Origin of the sequence: Agromyces sp. H17E-10 (assembly GCF_022919715.1) — a bacterium.
In the GTDB taxonomy this organism is placed as follows: domain Bacteria; phylum Actinomycetota; class Actinomycetes; order Actinomycetales; family Microbacteriaceae; genus Agromyces.
Map to the genome: position 1 here is coordinate 1,335,926 of NZ_CP095042.1, position 16,088 is coordinate 1,352,013.

The window sequence follows — 16,088 nt, forward strand, 5'->3', positions numbered from 1 at the left end:
CGCGCGTCGCCGGATGACCTCCGCGAACGGCACGATGACCGCGTGTGACGGGGCGCCGAGGCATCCCGTGAAGCCGTGTGACCCAGGGCGGCCCCGCGTGACGGCGACCCTTGCGCGCACTGCCGGAGCCCGCCGAAGGTGATCGCATGACTCGACCCATCATCGCCGTCGCGCTCGACGGGGCCGGTTGGCACCCCGCCGCCTGGCGCGACCCATCGGCCCGCCCGGCCGAACTGTTCTCCGCCCGCTACTGGCGCGACCTCGTGCAGTTCGCGGAGCGCGCCGACGTCGACCTCGTGACGATCGAAGACGCCCTCGGGCTGCAGTCGAGCGCGCTGTGGACGCCGGACGAACGCACCGACGAGGCGCGCGGCCGGCTCGATGCGCTGCTCATCGCCTCGTTCGTCGCGCCGGTGACGAGCCGCATCGGCCTCGTGCCGACCGTGACGACGACGCACACCGAGCCGTTCCACGTCGCGACGGGACTGCAGACGCTCGACTTCGCGAGCCGCGGCCGCGCCGGCTGGCGCCCGCAGGTCTCGGGCGCACCTCACGAGGCCGCGCACTTCGGGCGGCGCAGCCTGCCGCCGGTCGACCTCGCCGCCCTCCAGCGGGGCGACTCCGAGCAGATCCGCCCCGCCTTCGACGAGGCGCGCGACGTGGTCGAGGTGGTGCGCCGGCTCTGGGACAGCTGGGAGGACGACGCCGTTATCCGGGATGCCGCGAGCGGGCGGTTCATCGACCGCGGGAAGATCCACGGCGCCGAGTTCGAGGGCGCCTGGTTCAGCGTGAAGGGCGCATCGATCGTGCCCCGATCGCCCCAGGGGCAGCCGGTCGTGGCCGCCCTCGCGCACGCCGCCATCCCCTACGAATTCGCCGCCACGAGCGCCGACCTGGCCTTCGTCACGCCGCACGACGAGACGCAGGCCGCCACGATCCTCGGCGAGGTGCGCGATGCCGAGGCCCACGTCTCGCGCGACGGCGCACCGCTGGCGGTGCTCGCCGACCTCGTCGTCGTGCTCGAGTCGACGGAAGCGGCCGCGCGCGCCGCGCTCGCCCACCTCGACGAGCAGCACGGCGCGCCGCTCACGTCGGACGCGCTCGTGTACGCCGGCACCCCGGCCGGGCTCGTCGAGCGCCTCGACGCGCTCGGCGCCGCCGGGTACGCGGGCGTGCGCCTGCGCCCGGCCAGGCTGCCGCGCGACCTCGAGCAGCTCGCCGACTGGGTGCTGCCCGCGCTCGGACGGCGCGCCGCCCCCGCCGACACCCTGCGCGAACGGCTCGGCCTCGCGCCGGCTGTGAACCGGTACACCGTGGCGCGGGACGCCGCCCGCACGAACGAGGAGGCCGCCTGATGGCGACGACGAAACGCCAGGTGCACCTGGCCGCCCACTTCCCGGGCGTGAACAGCACGACGCTCTGGGCCGACCCGCTCCACAGGAGCCAGATCGACTTCACCGCGTTCGAGCACTTCGCCCGTACCGCCGAGCGCGGCCGGTTCGACTACGTGTTCCTCGCCGAGGGCCTGCGGCTGCGCGAGCACAAGGGTGAACTGCACGAGCTCGACGTCGTCGGCCGGCCGAACACGCTCGCCGTGCTCGCGGCACTCGCGGCGGTCACCGAGCACGTGGGCCTGGTGGGCACGCTCAGCGCCACCTTCAACGAGCCCTACGAGCTCGCCCGCCAGCTCGCGACGCTCGACCACCTCTCGGGCGGGCGGGCCGGCTGGAACGTGGTGACGAGCTCCGACGCGTTCCACGGCGCGAACTTCCGCCGCGGCGGGTACCTCGACCACGCCGACCGCTACACCCGGGCGAACGAGTTCGTGCGTCTCGCGAAGCAACTCTGGGACAGCTGGGCCGACGGCGCGATCGTCGCCGACCGCGCACAGGGCCGGTTCCTCGCCGACGGCTCCGCCGGCGAGTTCGCCCACCACGGCCCCCAGTTCGACGTGCGCGGGCGATTCACGACGCCACGCAGCCCGCAGCGCTACCCCGTCATCGTGCAGGCCGGCGACTCGGCCGACGGACGCGACTTCGCCTCCGAGCACGCCGAGGTCATCTTCTCGCGGCACAGCGCCTTCGACGAGGCACGCACGTTCTACGACGACGTGAAGGGACGGCTCGCCGGCTGGGGACGGACCGAGGACTCGCTGAAGATCCTGCCCGCGGTGACGTTCGCGATCGGCGACACGCAGGCCGAGGCCGACGAGGTCGCCCGCGAGGTGTCGCTCGCGCAGGTCACCCCGCGCAATGCGATCACCGTGCTCGAGCAGCTGTGGGGAACCGACCTCTCGGGCTACGACGCCGACGGTCCGCTGCCGGCGTTCGACCCGGGCGAGGGCCCCGCCGACACGGTGGCCGGCACGCTCACGAAGGGCTGGGCGCCGCGGTACCCGAACGCCGTGCAGATCGCGCGAGCCTGGCGTGCGCGGTCGGAGGCCGAGGGGCTCACCATCCGCGAGCTCGTGATCGCCGTCACGGGTCGGCAGTCGTTCGTCGGCACACCGGGGCGCATCGCCGCCGAGCTCGACCGGTACGTGCAGGAGCGCGCTGTCGACGGGTTCGTCGTGGTCGGCACCACCTCGCCGCACGGCCTCGACGAGTTCACCGATCGCGTGGTTCCCGAGCTGCAGGAGCGCGGCGTGTACCGCACCGAGTACGAGCCGGGGGCGACCCTGCGGCAGAACCTCGGGCTGCCCGAACCGGCCCGATCGGCCGGAGACGAGGAGGTGCGTCGTGTCGGCTGAGCCCACCCGCGTGCCCCTCTCGGTGCTCGACCTCGTGCCGATCGCCGAAGGATCGACCGCCGGCGAGGCGCTGCACCGGTCGATTGACCTCGCCCGCGCTGCAGAGCGCTTCGGCTACGCCCGCTACTGGCTGGCCGAGCACCACCTCAACCCCGGTGTCGCCGGTGCGGCGCCGCACACCTTCGTCGGTGTGCTCGCCGCCTCGACCGAGCGCATCCGCGTCGGTACGGCGGCCACCATACTCGGCAACTACGAGCCGTTACAGGTCGCCGAGGCCCTCGGCACGGTCGCCGCACTGTGGCCGGGCCGCGTCGACCTCGGTCTCGGGCGGTCGGGAGTCCCGCCGGTGCCCGTCGCCGGCGGTGAGGCGTCGGACGGGCCATCCACGGCACCGGCCGCTGCGGCCGCGCCGGCCGCAGCACCGGGCGCGAACGCGATCGTCGACGGCCTCGTGGTGCCGGCCGACCGGCCGTTCCGATTCGACCGCGCGAGGTTCGCGGTGCAGGCGCGCCTGCTCGGCCGGGTGCCCGGCGACGCGGCGCGATTCGCCGACGACGTCGACGCCCTGCGCGGATTCCTCGCCGGACCGGTCGAGTTCGCCGACGGGGTGCGCGTCCTCGCCCAGCCTGCGCCCGGCAGCGGCGTGGAGGTCTGGGTGCACGGCTCGAGCGCGGGTGAGAGCGCACGGCTCGCGGGCCGGCTCGGCCTGCGGTTCGGCGCGAACTACCATGTCGCGCCGAGCGGGGTGCTCGCCGCCGTCGAGGAGTACCGGGCGCACTTCACCCCGTCGGCCGAGCTCGCCCGCCCGCACGTCATCGTCTCGGTCGACGTCGTGGTCGCGGCGACCGACGCCGAGGCGCGGCGACTCGCCGCCGGATACGCCGAGTGGGTGCTGTCGATCCGCGAGGGGCAGGGCGCGGTGCCCTATCCCGCTCCGGAGCGGGCGACCCCGATCGAGGCGCTCGCCCCCGAGCAGGCCGCCGCAGTTCAGGACCGCCTCGACACCCGGTTCGTCGGCTCACCCGCCACCGTCGTTGCGCAGCTCGAGACGCTGCAGCGCGCGACCGGCGCCGACGAACTGCTCGTCACGACGATCACGCACGACCATGCGCGCCGGGTCGACTCGTACCGATTGCTCGCCGAGGCGTGGCATTCAGGGGCCTTCTCGGCCTCGGAAGACGACACGTGGCGACGCACGGTGACGCCCGATGACGGCCGCGAGACATCTCTCGTCACGACCGCCGAGCGGCGCCCGGCGCGTGCCTAGCATGCCGACATGACCGACACACTGAACCCCGTGACCACCACCGCCGACGCCGTGATCGACCGCGCCGATTTCGCCCGCGACTGGGAGGAGTGGCACCGCGCCCACGAGGCCGCCCGAGCCGGCGAGCACGGGTTCCTCGCCGTGACCGGCCTGCACTGGCTGACCGCTGAGCCGCAGCGCTTCGACGACGCCCCCGGCGCGTGGTCGACGAGCGAAGCGGGCCCCGTCGTCGAGCTCGAGCCGGGCGAGCTGCTCGAGCTCGACGGCGTCGCCCTCGAAGGGCGCCACGAGTTCGGCCCGATCGCCGAGCGCGACGGCGTCACCCTGCGCTCGGGCGACCTCGCGATCGAGCTCGCCCGCCGCGGCGGCAGCGACATCCTGCGACCGCGCGACCCGGCGTTCCCGTTCCGTGCCACCTACGCCGGCACGCCCACGTACCTGCCGAACCCCCGTTGGCTCGCCCACGGCCGATTCGTGCCGTTCGCCGAGGCGCGGGTGGTCACGGTCGGCGCCGCCGTCGAGGGGCTGCAGCACGTCTACGAGGCCCCGGGCGAGATCGAGTTCGAGCTGCGCGGCGAGACGTTCCGGCTCACCGCGTTCAACGGCTCGGCACCCGGAAGCCTGTTCGTGCTGTTCACCGACGCGACGAGCGGCCTCACCACGTACGCGGCGAACCGCAGCCTGTCGATCGACGCGCCCGGCCCCGACGGCGGCATTCTCGTCGACTTCAACCGTGCCGTGAACCTGCCCTGCGCCTACACCGACTTCGCGACCTGCCCGCTGCCGCCGGCCGAGAACCGGCTGCCCATCGGCATCGAGGCGGGCGAGAAGACGCCGCTCGCGCGCCAGGCGGCCTGAGCGATGCGGTTCCAGCTGCTCGACATCGTCCCGTACGTCGAGAACCCGGTCACCGGGCGACTCGTGAGCCCCGCCGAGCGCCTCGAGCAGACCGTCGACGCGGCCCGCCGCGCCGAGCGTCTCGGGTTCGACGCGTTCTCGGTGGGCGAGCGACACGCGGGGACCTTCCTCTCGTCGTCGCCGTCGGTGCTGCTCGGCGCGATCGCAGCGTCGACCTCGCGCATCCGCCTGCACACGGGCGTCACCGTGCTGTCGGTGCTCGACCCGGTGCGCGTCGCCGAGGACTACGCAACCGTCGACCAGCTCTCGCGCGGCCGGCTCGAGCTCACGATCGGCAAGGGCAACGAGGTCGCCCAGTTCCCGCTGTTCGGGCTCGAGATCGACGACCAGTGGGAGCTGCTCGCCGACAAGTACGCGCTGCTGCGCCGGCTCTGGCGTGAGACCGACGTCGACCACGGGGCCACCGCGTACACGCGTGCGCAGCGGGCGACGACGACGCTCCCACGCCCGTTCGCCGGCGCCCCGCGCGTCTGGCACGGGTCGGCGACGACGCTCGCGTCCGCCGCCCTCGCCGCGAAGTGGGGCGACCCGCTGTTCACGGCGAACGCGATCCAGCCGCTCGAGAACTACGCCGTGCTCGTGCGGCACTACCGCGACGAGTACGCACGGCACGGGCACGACCCGCGCTACGCGTACGTGGGCGCCGGGTCGGGCGCGCTCTACATCGCCGACACTGCGCAGCAGGCCCGGGAGCTCTACGGCCCCGTCTACGACGCGCTCGTCCGGGCGACGAACGTGCCGGGCAACAACACCCCCTTCCGCGACATCGACCATGCGATCGCCGAGGGCCCGGCGCTCGTCGGCAGCCCGCAGCAGGTGATCGACAAGATCGGCCGGTTCCACGAGCGCTTCGGGCACGACCTGCAGTCGGTGAGCCTGCCGACGACGCTGCCCGTCGAGCAGCAGCACGAGCAGCTCGAGCGGCTGGCGAGCGAGGTGTTTCCGGTGCTGCGCCGTGAGTTCCCGACGACCCTGTGGGGTGTCGGCGATCCCTACGCTGCACGACCGGCGTTCGCCGGGGCCGCCGAACCCGACGCGGCGTCCGCCGTCGAGTCGACGAGCGGCGACCGCGGCGACCGCGGAGACCGGCGCGACCGCGGCGGCCGCGACGAGCTCGCGGAGACCGTCGGTCGCCTGGCGGGCGTGCCGTCGTCGAGCCGATAGCCGGTCGGCGCGGCACAGCGACCACGCAGGAGAAACGAAGGATGCCGCGCGGCCTCGCCGCGCGGCATCCTTCGTCGTGGTGCGCCTATTCGGCCTTCGGCAGTCCCGGCGGGTTGACCTCCGACGCGTCGACACCCTCGGACGTGAGCGCCCAGCGCTCGAGCACCTCGTCGTACGTGCCGTCGTCGATGATCGACTGCAGCACGAGCTGCACCGGCTCGACGAGCCCGTTGCCCTTCGCCGTGCCGGCCGCGATCGGCGCCGTCTCGGGCCATCCGCCGTCGAGGGTGCCGACGAGCTTCGACTCCCCCGTCGCCGCCGCACGGTAGGCGGCGGTCGCGTTCGGGCCGAGCGTCGCGTCGACGCGACCCGACGAGAGCGCGAGATCGGCGGCGGCCTGGTCGTCGTAGTAGACCAGCTCGGCCGGCTTCTCGCCGTCGGCCTCGAGCTCCTCGTTCCAGGCGAGCAGGATCTTCTCCTGGTTCGTGCCCGATCCGACGACGATCTTCAGGCCGGCGACGTCGGCGGGCTCGGAGATCTCGTCGATGTCGCTGTCGGCCTGCACGTAGAAGCCGAGCAGGTCCTGCCGGTAGCTCGCGAAGTCGAAGAGCTCCTTGCGCTCCTCGGTGACCGTCACGTTCGAGGCGACGAGGTCGTACTTGCCCGACTGCACGCCGAGCGGCCAGTCGGCCCAGTCGACCGCGACCGGGTGGTACTCGAGGCCCAGCCCGTCGGCGATGAGCGACCCGAAGTCCGCCTCGGTGCCGATCACCGTCGTGTTGTCGTCGCTCGCGAGCACGCCGAGCGGGGCCGCCCAGGGCGAGATCGCCACCGTGAGCTTGCCGGGCTCGATGGGCTCGAACCCGCTCTCCTCGAGCGCCGCCACCGCCTCGTCGACCGGGTCGATGTGCGGCCGGTCCTTCGCGTTCTGCGAGGTCAGGTCGAACGTCGTCGCCGCCTCGACCTGCTCCTCGGTCGTGCCGGCGGCTTCGGCCGATGAGTCGTTCGAGCCGACGGCCCACCAGATTCCGCCGCCGATGAGCGCGACCGCCGCGACGCCCGCGACGATCACCCCCGCCTGCTTCTTGTTGATCGCCATGAGAGGACTCTCCTAGGGTTGTGCTGTTCCGATGACCGGACGGTTTCTCGGTTCGCCCGGTGCGGCACGGCTATGCCGCACCGGGCCTCGTTCCCCTCGCGAGGGCCGGTGCTAGAGCACCTTCGCGAGGAAGTCTCTGGTGCGCTGATGCCGCGGTGTGCGCAGCACCTGCGCCGGTGGCCCCTGCTCGACGATCTCGCCCCCGTCGAGGAAGACGACGCGGTCGGCGACCTCGCGGGCGAAGCCGATCTCGTGGGTGACGACCACGAGCGTCGTGCCGTCGCGGGCGAGCCCGCGGATGACGTCGAGCACCTCGCCGACGAGCTCGGGGTCGAGCGCGCTCGTCGGCTCGTCGAAGAGCAGCACCTTCGGCGAGAGCGCGAGCGCCCGGGCGATCGCGACGCGCTGCTGCTGACCGCCCGAGAGCTGACGGGGGTAGTGATCGGCCTTGTCGGCGAGGCCGACCCGGGCGAGCAGCGCCTTCGCGAGCTCGCGCGCCTCGCGCTTCGACTGTCGGCGGAGCGCGACGGGCGCCTCGATGACGTTCTCGATCGCCGTGAGGTGCGGGAACAGGTTGAAGTTCTGGAAGACGAGCCCGAACTGGGTGCGCCGCCGCAGGATCTCGGCCTCGCGCAGCTCGTAGAGCCGGTCGCCCTTGCGCTCGTAGCCGATGTACTGTCCGTCGAGCGTGATCGAACCGCGGTCGACCGTTTCGAGATGGTTGATGGTGCGCAGCAGCGTCGACTTGCCCGAGCCCGACGGCCCGATCAGCGCGATCACCTCGCCCGGCTCGATCGTGAGCGACACGTCGCGCAGCACCTGGTGCGAACCGTACGACTTCGAGACCTCGTCGATCTCGATCCGGCCGAGGGTCGCGACCGTTCGCGACGGCAGCCACTGCTCGTCGAACGACGGCGCGAGGACGATGCCGCTGCGGGCGACAGCATCCGGATCGGTCGTGTCAGGCCGGCTGGTCGTGGCGGGCTGCCTGGTCGGGGCGGGCTGGCCGGTCGTGGCGGGCTGGCTCATCGGGCACCTCCGGTGCGGGTCGGGGCGGTCGCGCCGCCGTGGCCGGCCGCGGCGAGCGCGGGCACGGTGTCCTTCTCGGGGGCGGATGCCCCGGGCTCCACCCGTTCGTCGGTGGAGCGCCGATCGTCGCCGGCGCTCGCCACCACCCCTGCCGCCGAGGCATCCGTATTCGGACCTGCCGGCGCGTCGCCGAGCCGCGCCCATTGCTCGGCCGCCCAACGGCGGCCGCGCTGGATCGGGGTCGGCGGCAGCTCGCGCACCGCGCCCCGCGCGTAACGGCGCTCGACGTAGTACTGCGCGATCGAGAGCACGGTCGTGACGAGCGCGTACCAGACGACCGCGACGAGCAGCAGCGGGATCACGAGTTGGGTGCGGTTGTAGATGACCTGCACGTTGTAGAAGAGCTCGGGCAGTGCGACGACGAACACGACCGACGTGCCCTTGACGAGTCCGATCACCTCGTTGAACGCGTTCGGCACGATCGCCCGCGCGGCCTGCGGGAGGATGATGCGGAAGAACCGCACCCGTCGGGGCAGGCCGAGCGCGGCAGCCGCTTCGAGCTGGCCCTGGTCGACGGAGAGGATGCCGCCGCGGATGATCTCGGCGGAGTACGCGGCCTGGTGCAGCGAGAGCCCGATGGTCGCCGCCGCGAAGTTGCTGACGAGCGTCGTCGTCTGGAACTCGGCGAGCCAGAAGTCGGTCGTGAACGGAGTGCCCAGCCCGAGCGTGGGGTAGAGATACCCGAGGTTGTACCAGACGAGGATCTGCACGACGAGCGGCACGGACCGGAAGAACCAGATGTACCACCACGCGGCCGCACTGAGCAGCGGCGACTTCGAGAGCCGGAACACGGCGAGCACCGCGCCGAGCACGAACCCGATGAGGCCCGAGATCACGGTCAGCTGGAGCGTGAGCAGGAGCCCCTGCACGACGGCCGGCGAGAAGAAGTACTCGGCGAAGACGTCCCATTGCCACTTCGGGTTGGAGGCCAGCGACCAGAGGAACTGGAGGACGAGGAACGCGACGACGGCGGAGGCGATCCAGCGCCCCCGGTGCTTGACGGCGACGACGGTCAGGCCGTGGGCGGCCTGCGCCGATCCCGTGGTCGGCTGCTCGAAGTCCTTCGCGATGGTGGTCATGCGACGGCCTCCTCACGGGCGAGCGACTTGCGGAATGCGTGGACGCCGATCTCGGAGGCCGGCAGCGACGGGTCGAACTGCGGCTCGTATCCGCTCGCGAGGTAGAGCGCGACGGCCTCGGGCTGGCGCGGCCCCGTCGTGAGGAAGATCTGCTCGTACCCGCGCCGACGGGCCTCGGCCTCGAGCTCGGCGACGACGCGACGCGCGAGTCCGCGACCGCGGCGGTCCGGCCGGGTCCAAATGCGCTTGAGCTCGGCGGTGCGCTCGTCGTACCGCCGGAAGGCGCCGCCGGACACCGCCTCTTCGCCGCCCGCCACCGCCTCTTCGTCGCCCGACACCGCCTCTTCGCCGCCCGCCCCGGCTCGGTGAGCACGAGGAACGCACCGTGCGGCGGTGCGAACTCCGCGAGCGGGTAGCGGCTCAGCTCGGTGCTCGCCGCTTCGCCGAAGAAGTCGCCGTAGCGCGTGTCGTATTCGCGCTCGAGGTCGGCGAAGAGCGGCTTCGCCAACCGATCGTCTGCGGCGATGAACCGCACGGTCGTGTCGCCCATCGTGGCCTCCCGGAAATCGTTCGGCCGGGTCGTTCCCGGCGCGTGACCTCGACGGTATGGAGGCGACGGAGACCCGTGCAATCGCCCGGTTCACGGGGTGACCGATACCGTCACCGGCCGTCACGCCCGGCGACGGCGACGTCGCGGGGAGTCACGCGACACGTGTCATGCGACGCAATGCGCGCAGTGCGTCGCCGTGCGCGCGGTCCGTCGCCGGGCGCGCGTCCGTCGCCGTGCGGGGATCAGGCGGCGGAGGTCCGTGCGGGCACGGTCGCACCCCACCCGAGCGCGGGCGCGACCTCGCGGGCGATGAGCTCGATCGAGCGCAGCACGAGCTCGTGCGGCGGGTCGACCGAGTGCACCTGGAACGCCACCTCGGTCGCCTGCGCGGCGACATCGTCACGGGCGAGCGACTCGATGACGTCGTCGACCGTGCCGACGTGGGTGTCGTAGGCGGCGATGAGGTCGTCGAGCCGGTCCCCGAGCGGCATCTGTCCGGCACGGGCGAACCCGACGACGGCGCGGCGCAGACCGATCTCCGCGTAGCGGCGGGCCTCCGCGCGCGAGTCGGCGACGAACACGGTGCGGGAGGCGACGATCCGAGGCGGCACCCCGTGCGGCAGCGCCGCGCGGTACGCGTCCACGATCGGCTGTTGCACGTGCGAGAGGCTCGCGCGCGGAGCATCCGCCGATCTCGGCTGAGTGCGGGAGAGCATGAGACCGTGCCCGGCCCGCCCGGCGCGCGTGCCGCCCGAGGGCGAGAAGGTCGCCTGCCAGACCCTGCCGAGCAGGCCCCTGCCCGGCGGCTGCAGGCGGTTCGCGTCGTCGCCGAGGGCGCCGCCCGCGAGCGCGGCGACGAGCGCGTCGACCTTCTCGTCGAAGATGCGCGCACGTTCGTCGGGGTTCGCCCCGAACGCGAGGAACGAGGCCGGCGTCGACCCGGAGCCGAGCCCGAGCTCGACACGGCCTCCCGAGAGCAGGTCGAGCACGACGGCATCTTCGGCGACGCGCACGGGGTCTTCGAGCGGGAGGGTCACGACTCCCGTGCCGAGCCGGATGCGCGAGGTCTGCGCCGCTACGTGCGCGAGGAGCACGAATGGCGACGGCATGCCGCCCTCGGCGGCGTGGAAGTGGTGCTGCGCGACCCACGCCGAGTCGAACCCCTGCCGCTCGGCTGCGACGATCTGTTCGATCGCGATGCGGTACCGTTCCGCCGCGCCCGTGTCGTCGAGCAGGCGGGTGAAGAATCCGATGCGGGTCACGCGGCCGCCCTCATGCTCGGTCATGTTCAGCCCTCCCGGCACCCGAGATTAGGCAAGGCGTCCGGATGCCGCGACCCGACGTGTCACACAGGCGAACCGGGTGTCACATGGGGTCACCGTCGTTGCGCGTCCGGCCGATGTGCGGTGCGGCATCCCGGCCGATGTGCGGTGCGCCGGGCGGGCGGGCGAGGCGATCTCCGACAGGATGTCGAGCACGGAGTACGGGAGGGGACCCGGTGTCATCGAAGCAGAGGAACAGCCTGCCGTCGTGGGGCAACGAGTTGTGGCTGACGCGCGGCCAACGGCGCTTCATCGGCACGGTGACGACCGTCACGGTCGTCGTCGGCCTCGTCGGCTGGCTGTTGTCGCTCACCCCCGGGCCGTCTGCGATGGCGATCCGGTCGCTCTTCGAGCGGGGCGGCGCCGAGACGGCGGCCGAGATGCAGAAGCACGTGCCGGACGTGCCGCTCGACGTGCTGCTCGACCAGCACGTCGGCGGCGACGAGGACGACTCGACGGCGGGCGACCCGTCGCGGTACGACGTCTTCTCCCCCGCCGACGGCGACGAGCCGCTGCCGACGATCGTGTGGGTGCACGGCGGCGCGTGGATCTCGGGCTCGTCGACCGACGTCGACCCGTACCTGCGGATCCTCGCCGCAGAGGGCTACACGACCGTCGGGCTGAACTACTCGCTTGGGCCCGAGGAGACGTACCCGACCGCGGTGCACCAGCTCAACGACGCCCTGCTCGAGCTCGAGGCGCGTGCCGATGACCTGCGCATCGACCGCGACCGCATCGTGCTCGCGGGCGACTCCGCCGGCGCACAGCTCGCGAGCCAACTCGCGGCGCTCACCACGAATCCCCGCTACGCGCAGTTGCTCGGCATCGACCCGGCGCTCGACGCCTCGCAGCTCGTCGGCGTCGTGCTCAACTGCGGGGTCTACGACCTCGACGCGATGTCGGAGCTCACGGGCCTGCCTGCCTGGGGCTTCCGGGTGGCGCTCTGGGCGTACACGGGCAAGAAGGACTGGTCGCAAGGGGCCGCGGGCAGCACGATGTCGACCATCGACTTCGTCACCGAGGAGTTCCCGCCGACGTACATCTCGGGCGGCAACGCCGACGGACTGACCTGGCTGCAGTCGCTGCCGATGCGCGACCGGCTCGTCGATCAGGGGGTCGACGTCACCGAGCTGTTCTGGCCGGCCGACCACGAGCCGGCCCTCGGGCACGAATACCAGTTCCACCTCGACGGCGAGGACGCGCAGGCGGCGCTCGTCGAGACGCTCGAGTTCCTGCAGGGCGTCACACGCTGAAGCGGGCCCGCGGCTGCGGTTGATCGTCGCATCACCGAAGTGCCGGACGGTCGACCGGTCTCGGGCTCGGGCCCTCCGCCGGCGACCACCGATTCGCAGGGACTTACAGGATGAGCCGCCCGGCACCCGCGCATGCGGGCCTGCCGGGCGGCTCATCCTGTAACCGGTGGGATGTCGCGGGCGTCAGTCGCGCGACGAACCGTGCCGGGGCTTGCGCGCCGGCTTGTCGTCGTCGTAACGCGGCTTGTCGTCGTTGTCGTAACGCGGGTTGTCGTCAGAGTCGCGACGGGGTTTGTCGTCGTAGTCGCGACGGGGCTTGTCGTACCCGCGGCCGCCGTCGCGATCGTATCCCCGACCGCCGCGGTCACCGCGGTCTCGGTCGTACCCGCGCCCGCCGTCGCGCCCACCGCGGTCGTATCCGCCACGGTCTCGGTCGTATCCTCCGCGCGACGACCCGCCCTTGTCGACGCGCAGGTCGATGAGCTCGCCCGAGATGCGCGTGCCGGCCAGCCGATCGAACACGTCGCGGGGCAGGTCGGCGGGCAGCTCGACGAGCGAGAAGTCGCCGCGGATCTGGATCTTGCCGAACTCCTCGCGCCGAAGCCCGCCCTCGTTCGCGAGCGCGCCCACGATCTGCCGGGGGTCGACGTGCTGACGGCGACCGACCGAGATGCGGTAGTTCTTGAACGGAGGGTGCGAGTGGCGGCGATCCGAGCCGTCGCGCTCGTATCGGTCGCGGCCCCGGTCGCCCCGGTCGTAACGGTCGCCGCGATCGCCGCGGTCCCGGTCGTAACGGTCACCTCGGTCGCCGCGCGAGTCACGCCCGCCGCGATCCCGATCCCGGTCGAACCGCGACGGCCGCTCGGGCTCGGGCTCCATGAGCAGCGGTGACTCGCCCTGCGCGACGACGGCGAGCGCAGCGGCCACGTCGGTCTCGGGCACGTCGTGGTGGCGCACGTAGTGGGCGATGATGTCGCGGAAGCCCTCGATGCGCTCGGCCTCGCCGAGGGCGGCCGTGATGCGGTCGTCGAAGCGCGCGAGGCGGGTGACGTTGATGTCCTCGACGCTCGGCAGCTGCATCTGGGTGAGCGGCTGCTTCGTCGTCTTCTCGATGCGGTTGAGCAGCCCGCGCTCGCGCGGCGTGACGAAGCTGATCGCGTCGCCCGAACGGCCGGCGCGGCCGGTGCGACCGATGCGGTGCACGTACGGCTCGGGGTCGGTCGGGATGTCGTAGTTCACCACGTGCGAGATCCGCTCGACGTCGAGGCCTCGCGCCGCGACATCCGTGGCCACCAGGATGTCGAGCTTGCCGCTCTTCAACTGGTCGACGGTGCGCTCGCGCTGGGCCTGCGCGACGTCGCCGTTGATGGCGGCGGCCGAGTAGCCGCGGGCGCGCAGCTTCTCGGCGACCTCTTCAGTGGCGTTCTTCGTGCGGACGAAGATGATCATGCCCTCGAAGTTCTCGACCTCGAGGATGCGGGTGAGCGCATCGATCTTCTGCGCGTGCGCGACGAGCAGGTAGCGCTGGGTGATGTTCGCCGAGGTCTGGGTCTTGGTCTTGACCGTGATCTCTTCGGGGTCGTGCAGGTACTGCTTCGACATGCGGCGGATCGCGGCGGGCATGGTCGCCGAGAAGAGGGCGACCTGCTTGTCGTCGGGGGTGTCGGCGAGGATGGTCTCGACGTCTTCGGCGAAACCCATCTTGAGCATCTCGTCGGCCTCGTCGAGCACGAGGTACTTGAGCTCAGAGAGGTCGAGGGTGCCCTTGTCGAGGTGGTCCATGATGCGACCCGGCGTGCCGACGACGATGTGCACGCCGCGACGCAGCGCCGAGAGCTGCACGCCGTAGCCCTGGCCGCCGTAGACGGGCAGGATGTGCACGCCGCGCAGGTGCGCCGCGTACTTCTCGAACGCCTCGCAGACCTGCAGGGCGAGCTCGCGCGTGGGGGCGAGCACGAGCGCCTGCGGCGTCTTCTGGTCGACGTCGAGCCGGTCGAGCACGGGCAGCGCGAACGCCGCCGTCTTGCCGGTTCCGGTCTGCGCGAGGCCGACGACGTCGCGCCCCGAGAGCAGGGTCGGAATGGTCGCGGCCTGGATCGCCGAAGGGGTCTCGTACCCGACGTCGTCGAGTGCGCGGAGCACGGCGTCGCCGAGCCCGAGGTCCGCGAACGTGGTCGTGGCGGGCTCCTCCGGAGCCGCGGCCTCGACGGGGGCATCGCCTGTGGTCACCCTTCAGGGTACCGCCCGGCCCCTGCGCGGTACCTGAGTCGGGCTCGGGGATGCCGCCGGCCGGCGTCCGCCCGACCGTCGCACCGCGCCGCGTCGCACCGCGTTCGTCTCGCGGACCTCGACTCAGCCCCTCGGCTTCTTCGGTCCCTTGCCGCGGCCCGGGTGGTCGCCCTCGTCGACGGGCGGCTGGGTCGGCTCGACGGTCGGATCGGGTTCGGCCGACGGCTCCGCCGAGGGCTCGACGCCCGGGTCGTCGGTCGGCTCGACGGTGGGATCGTCGGGCACGATCGACGGCGAGGGTGCGGCCGGCGGTGTCGCCGTCGGCAGGATCGGCGGGTATGCGCGCGACGTCGGCGGCGTGCTCGGCGTCGGCCGCGGCGACTGCACCGAGGGTGCGGCCTCGTCGACCTGCCCGCCCGCGGTCGACCCGATGAGGGCGACGGCGCCGCCGAGCATCGCGACCGCCACGAGCCCCGCCCCCGTGATGACCGACGCCTGTCGATGCCCACGCACCCACAGCGCGGCGGGCGCGAGCAGGTCGCGCAGCCGGGTCATGCCGCGACCGATCCCCGGAACCCGGGCGGGCAGCGCGGCGATCCGCGCCCAGAACGAGGTGGCGACGGCGAGGAGCGGCGCGAAGGCCGCCGCCCACGGCGACCGCTTCGGCGGTGCCGCCCGACGACCGCGCGGACGGCGCAACGGCTCGTCGTCGTGGTGTTCGTCGGTCACGGATGCCTCGGGGGATGCTCGGGTGGGACGGCGCCGGCGGTTCGCCCTGCCGATCATCGATCAGGACGAGACCACCCGCGAACGGGGGACGCTCCCAACGAGGATAGGCGGTGGTCGTCGCCGCCGCATCCCCGCCGGATCAGGCGCCGACGATGAGCCCGTAGATGAGTGCGCCGAACTGCTGGACGAGCGCCATCGCACCGATCGTCGCCGCGATCGCGCCGTAGACGCGGGTCGCGCCGCCGCGCACGAAGGCGACGATGCCGATCGTGATCGCGACGAGCGCGAGCACCACGGAGATCGCCGCCGCGATGAGCGCGACGGTCGAGTAGGTGGTGAAGTCGCCCGACCGGATGATCGATGCGTTGACGACGATCATCGCGAGGTCGAACACGATGATGACGATGCCGAAGACCAGGGCGACGACGCCGACCGGCTCGCTGCGCCGGGTGTCGGCGGGCGGCTTGCGCGGCGATGAGGCGGCCGCCGGAGCATACGCGGCCGGCTGGGCGTAGGCGGCCGGCTGGGCGGAGCCGGGAGCGGGTGCTGCGGGCGGTTCCTGGCTGGTCATGCGGCCACCCTATCGGGCGGGTCGGCCGCACTCCCGGAAGTGCTGCGATCCTGCTAGTCTTCCACCGAG

The 16,088-nt window shown here is 72.5% G+C and carries 14 protein-coding genes; 6 read left to right on the plus strand and 8 right to left on the minus strand.

The features are described from left to right. The first annotated feature begins 146 nt into the window (after positions 1-146). From MUN74_RS06075 to MUN74_RS06095, 5 genes are read left to right on the plus strand one after another with little or no spacing between them, the layout of a single operon-like run. A complete protein-coding gene (locus tag MUN74_RS06075) occupies positions 147-1,355 on the plus strand; it encodes an LLM class flavin-dependent oxidoreductase (protein ID WP_244855530.1) in 1,209 nt (402 codons plus the stop codon). Further along, complete coding sequence (locus tag MUN74_RS06080) at positions 1,355-2,749, plus strand: NtaA/DmoA family FMN-dependent monooxygenase (RefSeq protein ID WP_244855531.1); 1,395 nt, start codon at positions 1,355-1,357, stop codon at positions 2,747-2,749. The genes MUN74_RS06075 and MUN74_RS06080 overlap by 1 nt, the downstream gene beginning before the upstream one ends. Next, positions 2,739-4,016, plus strand: a complete 1,278-nt coding sequence (locus MUN74_RS06085) for an LLM class flavin-dependent oxidoreductase (RefSeq protein ID WP_244855532.1) — start codon at positions 2,739-2,741, stop codon at positions 4,014-4,016. The genes MUN74_RS06080 and MUN74_RS06085 overlap by 11 nt, the downstream gene beginning before the upstream one ends. 9 nt (positions 4,017-4,025) lie before the next feature. Then, positions 4,026-4,874: a DUF1684 domain-containing protein gene (locus MUN74_RS06090; RefSeq protein ID WP_244855533.1), complete on the plus strand. Its 849-nt coding sequence runs from the start codon at positions 4,026-4,028 to the stop codon at positions 4,872-4,874. A 3-nt stretch (positions 4,875-4,877) separates the two neighbouring features. Beyond that, positions 4,878-6,098 (plus strand): LLM class flavin-dependent oxidoreductase, encoded by a 1,221-nt coding sequence (locus MUN74_RS06095; RefSeq protein ID WP_244855534.1) that lies wholly within the window; start codon positions 4,878-4,880, stop codon positions 6,096-6,098. Positions 6,099-6,183: 85 nt separating this feature from the next. Here the strand turns inward: MUN74_RS06095 and MUN74_RS06100 are convergent, their stop codons facing one another. The 5 genes from MUN74_RS06100 to MUN74_RS06120 all read right to left on the minus strand — a co-directional run bounded on the left by MUN74_RS06100 (position 6,184) and on the right by MUN74_RS06120 (position 11,201). Continuing rightward, a complete protein-coding gene (locus MUN74_RS06100) occupies positions 6,184-7,197 on the minus strand; it encodes an ABC transporter substrate-binding protein (protein WP_244855535.1) in 1,014 nt (337 codons plus the stop codon). 111 nt (positions 7,198-7,308) lie between these two features. Next, the gene (locus MUN74_RS06105) at positions 7,309-8,226 is read right to left on the minus strand and encodes an amino acid ABC transporter ATP-binding protein (protein WP_244855536.1); all 918 of its coding nucleotides are present in this window, start codon (positions 8,224-8,226) and stop codon (positions 7,309-7,311) included. Next, on the minus strand, positions 8,223-9,365 hold the full coding sequence (locus tag MUN74_RS06110; protein ID WP_244855537.1) for an amino acid ABC transporter permease: 1,143 nt from the start codon (positions 9,363-9,365) through the stop codon (positions 8,223-8,225). The genes MUN74_RS06105 and MUN74_RS06110 overlap by 4 nt, the downstream gene beginning before the upstream one ends. Then, positions 9,362-9,703: a GNAT family N-acetyltransferase gene (locus MUN74_RS19295; RefSeq protein ID WP_370647349.1), complete on the minus strand. Its 342-nt coding sequence runs from the start codon at positions 9,701-9,703 to the stop codon at positions 9,362-9,364. The genes MUN74_RS06110 and MUN74_RS19295 overlap by 4 nt, the downstream gene beginning before the upstream one ends. A 454-nt stretch (positions 9,704-10,157) precedes the next feature. Then, positions 10,158-11,201 carry a putative FMN-dependent luciferase-like monooxygenase gene (locus MUN74_RS06120; protein WP_244855538.1) on the minus strand — a complete coding sequence of 348 codons (1,044 nt, stop codon included), beginning with the start codon at positions 11,199-11,201 and terminating at the stop codon, positions 10,158-10,160. A 212-nt stretch (positions 11,202-11,413) separates the two neighbouring features. On the opposite strand from MUN74_RS06120, the gene MUN74_RS06125 reads away from it, so the two are divergent. Next, complete coding sequence (locus tag MUN74_RS06125) at positions 11,414-12,490, plus strand: alpha/beta hydrolase (protein ID WP_244855539.1); 1,077 nt, start codon at positions 11,414-11,416, stop codon at positions 12,488-12,490. 183 nt (positions 12,491-12,673) lie between these two features. Here the strand turns inward: MUN74_RS06125 and MUN74_RS06130 are convergent, their stop codons facing one another. The 3 genes from MUN74_RS06130 to MUN74_RS06140 form a co-directional block, all read right to left on the minus strand. Further along, a complete protein-coding gene (locus tag MUN74_RS06130) occupies positions 12,674-14,719 on the minus strand; it encodes a DEAD/DEAH box helicase (protein WP_244855540.1) in 2,046 nt (681 codons plus the stop codon). 123 nt (positions 14,720-14,842) lie between these two features. Further along, on the minus strand, positions 14,843-15,505 hold the full coding sequence (locus MUN74_RS06135; protein WP_244855541.1) for a hypothetical protein: 663 nt from the start codon (positions 15,503-15,505) through the stop codon (positions 14,843-14,845). An 82-nt stretch (positions 15,506-15,587) separates the two neighbouring features. Then, a complete protein-coding gene (locus tag MUN74_RS06140) occupies positions 15,588-16,019 on the minus strand; it encodes a hypothetical protein (RefSeq protein ID WP_244855542.1) in 432 nt (143 codons plus the stop codon). Positions 16,020-16,088 lie beyond the last annotated feature (69 nt).

What these genes read in the sequence shown, in the direction of transcription:
- MUN74_RS06080 (WP_244855531.1), top strand. Translation starts at nt 1,355, where the DNA reads ATGGCGACGACGAAACGCCAGGTGCACCTGGCCGCCCACTTCCCGGGC.
- MUN74_RS06090 (WP_244855533.1), top strand. Translation starts at nt 4,026, where the DNA reads ATGACCGACACACTGAACCCCGTGACCACCACCGCCGACGCCGTGATC.
- MUN74_RS06075 (WP_244855530.1), top strand. Translation starts at nt 147, where the DNA reads ATGACTCGACCCATCATCGCCGTCGCGCTCGACGGGGCCGGTTGGCAC.
- MUN74_RS06110 (WP_244855537.1), bottom strand. Translation starts at nt 9,365, where the DNA reads ATGACCACCATCGCGAAGGACTTCGAGCAGCCGACCACGGGATCGGCG.
- MUN74_RS06100 (WP_244855535.1), bottom strand. Translation starts at nt 7,197, where the DNA reads ATGGCGATCAACAAGAAGCAGGCGGGGGTGATCGTCGCGGGCGTCGCG.
- MUN74_RS06135 (WP_244855541.1), bottom strand. Translation starts at nt 15,505, where the DNA reads ATGATCGGCAGGGCGAACCGCCGGCGCCGTCCCACCCGAGCATCCCCC.
- MUN74_RS06120 (WP_244855538.1), bottom strand. Translation starts at nt 11,201, where the DNA reads ATGACCGAGCATGAGGGCGGCCGCGTGACCCGCATCGGATTCTTCACC.
- MUN74_RS06140 (WP_244855542.1), bottom strand. Translation starts at nt 16,019, where the DNA reads ATGACCAGCCAGGAACCGCCCGCAGCACCCGCTCCCGGCTCCGCCCAG.
- MUN74_RS06095 (WP_244855534.1), top strand. Translation starts at nt 4,878, where the DNA reads ATGCGGTTCCAGCTGCTCGACATCGTCCCGTACGTCGAGAACCCGGTC.
- MUN74_RS06105 (WP_244855536.1), bottom strand. Translation starts at nt 8,226, where the DNA reads ATGAGCCAGCCCGCCACGACCGGCCAGCCCGCCCCGACCAGGCAGCCC.